Raw genomic sequence first — 5014 nt, forward strand, 5'->3', positions numbered from 1 at the left:
GAAATGCCACAATTAGAAGCATACGATACGTTTGAAGAGTTAAATGATGCACTTCAATCTTATATTGAATTTTATAATATGGAGCGAGTTCCACTTAGCATGGGATTGCGTATTCCAGCATAAAAAAACCATGCATATTAAAATTGATGCATGGCTTAAATATTTTATTTATTTACCTGTCTGCTTGACAGGGGGCAGTTCATTTGTCCCAACCCCTTTTTATACCCATAGAAATATTTTTCAAAGCTAAACCATTTTTGTCACACGCTATCAAAATATGTTCTATTAGGCAACCCACTGCCCACTTCAGATGACCTTGCACCACACTGCGTGCGCTGCGGCAGTCATCTTCCACTGGTTGTGGGCTAAACGCCTCATGTCACACTCTAGACTTTATTTACGGATGCGTCGTAAATGGTATCTATGGCGTCTTGTAGTAAGGCATTAAATTCATCGTCTGTTTGCGCGTAACGTAATTCTGCTGCAAGTGCACGTGAGAATGAAGCAATCATGTCATAGTTTTCTTTTAATAATTCATTTGCTTTGTCACGACTATAACCACCTGATAAGGCAACTACACGTACAACGTTTGGATGTGCTGCTAATTCACGGTATGTGTCAGCTACTGTAGGAATCGTCAATTTCAACATGACTTTATCATTTTCACCTAATTGATCTAAATTGGCTTTGATTTCGTCACGTAGAATTTCTTCGATTGCAGCTTTGTCTTCAGCATTGATATTTACTTCTGGTTCGATGATTGGCACTAAACCAGCGGCAACCACTTTTTTGGCTAAGTCAAATTGTTGTGCGACAACAGCTTTGATACCTTCTTCATTCAACTCTAAAATATTTGAACGTTCTTTTGTGCCAAAAATATTACGGTCATTTGCACGCGCTAATAAATCATCCAATCCAGGGATGTCTTTCATTAATTGCACGCCATTTTCTTTTTCGGCTAACCCTTTATCGATTTTTAGGAAGGGCACAATTCCTTTGTTCGCTAAGTAGTCAGCAGTATATTCACCTTCAACTTCACGGTCCATGGTATTTTCAAATAAGATTGCACCTAAGATTTTCTCGCTAGTGAAAGCGGGACTTGTCATGATACGCGTACGCATTTCGTGTACTTTACCAAACATTTCATCTTCGTTGCTATATGCATCTTCGTCAACACCATAGTCTTTTAATGCCTTTGGTGTAGAGCCACCGGATTGATCAAGTGCGGCAATAAAGCCAGGATCATTTGACATACGATCTAATTGCGCTTCGTTAATAGTCATTGTGAAAATTCCTCCTTTAAATCTTTGCATTGGTTTACCAATTACACTAATTATTATGAACCTATTTTTGGCAAAAACAAAAGATAACCCTTGAAAAAGAGCTGGCATTTCTATTTCCTAGTCAGGCAACTCTCTTAGTGGTAAACTTATTTTAACAATGAAATGAGAAAGAAGGACTTGCAGCATGACAACAGAAAATCAATTTCCAACACGTGACCAAGTAAAACCAGAAGCTACTTGGGATTTAAGCCAAATTTTTAAAACAGAGGCTGTATTTGAAGAAAGTCTTGCGGATTACAAGGCTAAGGGTCAAGCTTTTAATGACCAATATAAAGACAAATTAACAGACCCAGAAACGATTGCGACAGCTGTGCTAGCAGCTTCAGACATTCAAGTCATCGGTTCGCAATTAATGCATTACACCTTCCTAGCCGTTGAAGCCGACCGTACTAACTCTCAAGCATCACTGAAATTACATAAGGTATCTAATGCAAGTAAAGATGTTGCAGAAAACATGCTTTTCTTCCAAAATGCTTTATTAGAAAAATCAGCAGAAGACTTAGCTGCGGTTAAAGAAATCGCACCTGAAACTAGCGATTTCATCGATGAAATCCATCGTCAACAAGCCATCTACCTAGGATCAACAATTGAAGATGTCTTATTCCAATTTAACCAAGCACATGACCAAAATTATGAAATCTACAACAACTCAAAATTAGCAGACATGACTTTCCCAGACTTTGAAGTCAATGGCAAAACATATCCATTAAGCTTTGTATTATATGAAGACAAATATATGTTTGAAGAAGATACTGACATCCGTCGTGCAGCCTTCGATGCCTTCTCAGCTGAGTTAGCCAAATACAAAAACACCTTTGCAACCACATACTACGGCCATGTTCTACAAGAAAAAGCCCAAGCCAATATCCGTGGTTTCGAATCAGTCATCGACTACTTACTATTTAGCCAAGACGTTGACCGCGAATTATACGACCGCCAAATCAATGTCATTATGGAAGAATTAGCGCCAGTTATGCGCAAATACATCACCCACGTGAAAGAAGTCCGTGGTTTAGATAAAATGACTTATGCTGACTTAAAAATTAGCCTTGATCCAACGTTTTCAAAACCTGTTTCCTTTAAAGAATCAGAAGCTTACGTGAAGCAAGCAACTGCAATTATGGGAGACGATTACTATAAGGAAATTGCCCCAGCCTACACCGACCGCTGGGTTGACTATGCACAAAATGTTGGTAAATCAACAGGTGGATTTGCTACAATCGCTGGTCATGTACATCCTTACATCTTGATGAGCTGGACAGAACAACTTTCTGATGTGTATACCTTAATCCATGAGTTAGGGCATGCCGGTCAAATGAGTCGTGCAGAAGCCAACAACTTGTTCATTTCAAGCGAACCAAGTTTATATGTTATTGAAGCACCATCTACTTTCAATGAATTACTATTGACAGGATACTTATTAGACAACGGGGAAGATGACCGGACACAACGTTTTGCCTTAGCCAACATGTTGACCAATACATACTTCCATAACTTCATTACACATTTACTAGAAGCAGCTTACCAACGAGAAGTGTATCGTCTAATCGATAAGGGTGAAGCATTTACTGCCGAAACCCTATCTGAATTAAAACGTGGTGTACTGCAAGATTTCTGGGGCGACGCAGTAGAAATTAATCCAGGTGCTGAATTAACTTGGATGCGTCAACCACATTATTACATGGGGCTATACTCATACACTTATTCAGCAGGCTTAACGATTGCGACACAAGCCTACTTGAATATCCGTTCAGGTGAAGATGACCAAGCCATTGAAAAATGGATCAACTTCTTGAAATTGGGGCGGATTAACCCGGTTGAAGCGGCAAAAGTAGCAGGAGTGGATATTACAAGTGGTGAACCATTAGAAAATACCATTGCCTTCTTAAATGACTCAGTCAATGCCATCATTGATTACTCAAATAAATTAGGCTAGGTCGACCATTGAATCAAACAGAAAGCTTGGTGTAACAATGATCTGGTTTTTTATCGTAGCAGCTTTTTTACTGCTATTCTCAAGTAACTATATGTATAAACGCGAACAAAAGAAAATTTACATCGCATTTGGCGCCCTTGCCGTCGTATTATTGGTATTCTTTATGGCCATGTTGGTAGTATCACAATTTTAAAAGGATGAGAGAAAAAGCGCTATGGCCCTAACCACTGGAAGAGATATGCAGTAGCGAGTGAAACTCGCTGCAAATATCTCTGAAGTGGAGACCTGTCTGCCCAAGCGAACTCAACTTAACAGGATGAGAGAAAAAGAACTGGCGATTGCCAGTTCTTTTTTGTGGCCAGTTTATCCCAACCAACTCTTATTTTATGCCTTTGCGCCTTGCTATAGAAATCCTTAAGAAATTCATCACTAAATCGGCACAATTTTGACGCATATCTTCATTCTTTATTCACCACTCCCCACTATTATATAAACATACCCAATAAACAAACCAAACAAACTTTTCTTCACTCATCTTTCTCCTCCCAAATGAAAGATAAATACTAAAAAACGAGTCGACCTCCCATCGACTCGTTTTTTGTTACGATTGAACTATTTGACTAAATAAGTGAATAATCTGCTACATTCTTAACTTATTGGAGGATATAAATGAATTTTGACCCTATCCCTTCATCTATTTCATGCAATAAATGAATGTTTTTGGATGAATTCACCTATTTAACAAAATAAGTGAATTTTCCCCAATATTTTCATTTATCGCGCCAAATAAATTAAAATCCAACGAATTTATTCATCTATTTAGGGAAATAAATGAATCCTTGCAAAAATAAAATTGTCCCCAAGAATTAGATGCAAAATGAAAAAGAGGATGGGACAAAAGCCCTCTAAAAAGGCGTACACCATTCTTTATAAGAGTTGTGTACGCCTTTTACTTTGGAAAAATTATTATAAATTTTGATTGAAATATATCATGGGAACAGGTTAAAGGACTGAAAGTGTAGTCCTTTAACCGTGAAAGAGGGTGAAGTCGAGAGCTTAGCTCGATTTCAAATTGAAAGACCTTGGCTTTCAATGGTCCCACGACTCACAAGGAACGTTCACTGTAGGACGAAAAATCTATGATTTTTAACTTTTATGCCCATCTTCTTTCGTGTAATTTATGCCTTTGCGCCTTGCTATAGAAATCCTTAAGAAATTCATCACTAAATCGGCACAATTTTGACGCATATCTTCATTCTTTATTCACTGTTTCCCTCTATTATATAAACATACCCAATAAACAAACCAAACATTCTTTTCTTCACTCATCTTTCTCCTCCCAAATGAAAGATAAATACTAAAAAACGAGTCGACCTCCCATCGACTCGTTTTTTGTTACGATTGAACTATTTGACTAAATAAGTGAATAATCTGCTACTTTCTTAACTTATTGGAGGATATAAATTAATTTTGACCCTATCCCTTCATCTATTTAATGCAATAAATGAATGTTTTTGGATGAATTCACCTATTTAATAAAATAAATGAATTTTTCCAATATTTTCATTTATCGCGCAAAATAAATTAAAATCCCATGAATTTATTCATCTATATAAGTTGAGGTAAAGTTTTACTCCCTCTTGTTTTTCTGATATGATTCAGGCAAAAACATGAAGGGATGAGCCAGATGGAACTGCGAGACCAACTGACAGAACTGAGGCGCGCGATGAAAGAG

The 5014-nt window shown here is 37.6% G+C and carries 4 protein-coding genes; 3 read left to right on the plus strand and 1 reads right to left on the minus strand.

Annotation, left to right across the window (positions count from 1 at the left end):
* Nucleotides 1–3: 3 nt before the first annotated feature.
* Nucleotides 4–123, plus strand: coding sequence for an IS3 family transposase (locus B9P78_RS10750; RefSeq protein ID WP_107309498.1), 120 nt, complete (start codon nucleotides 4–6; stop codon nucleotides 121–123).
* A gap of 263 nt (nucleotides 124–386) precedes the next feature.
* Here B9P78_RS10750 and B9P78_RS09145 read toward each other — a convergent pair whose 3' ends face one another.
* Nucleotides 387–1277 carry a fructose bisphosphate aldolase gene (locus B9P78_RS09145; protein ID WP_199445771.1) on the minus strand — a complete coding sequence of 297 codons (891 nt, stop codon included), beginning with the start codon at nucleotides 1275–1277 and terminating at the stop codon, nucleotides 387–389.
* Nucleotides 1278–1467: 190 nt separating this feature from the next.
* On the opposite strand from B9P78_RS09145, the gene pepF reads away from it, so the two are divergent.
* On the plus strand, nucleotides 1468–3279 hold the full coding sequence (pepF, locus tag B9P78_RS09150) for an oligoendopeptidase F (RefSeq protein WP_094519139.1): 1812 nt from the start codon (nucleotides 1468–1470) through the stop codon (nucleotides 3277–3279).
* 37 nt (nucleotides 3280–3316) lie between these two features.
* Entirely contained in the window at nucleotides 3317–3472 is a 156-nt protein-coding gene (locus tag B9P78_RS09155; RefSeq protein WP_094519140.1) for a preprotein translocase, read from the plus strand.
* Nucleotides 3473–5014: the final 1542 nt, after the last annotated feature.

The sequence above is a fragment of the Aerococcus sp. 1KP-2016 genome, assembly GCF_002252085.1.
Taxonomy (GTDB): Bacteria; Bacillota; Bacilli; order Lactobacillales; family Aerococcaceae; genus Aerococcus.

What these genes read in the sequence shown, in the direction of transcription:
- B9P78_RS10750 (WP_107309498.1), top strand. Translation starts at nt 4, where the DNA reads ATGCCACAATTAGAAGCATACGATACGTTTGAAGAGTTAAATGATGCA.
- pepF (WP_094519139.1), top strand. Translation starts at nt 1,468, where the DNA reads ATGACAACAGAAAATCAATTTCCAACACGTGACCAAGTAAAACCAGAA.
- B9P78_RS09155 (WP_094519140.1), top strand. Translation starts at nt 3,317, where the DNA reads ATGATCTGGTTTTTTATCGTAGCAGCTTTTTTACTGCTATTCTCAAGT.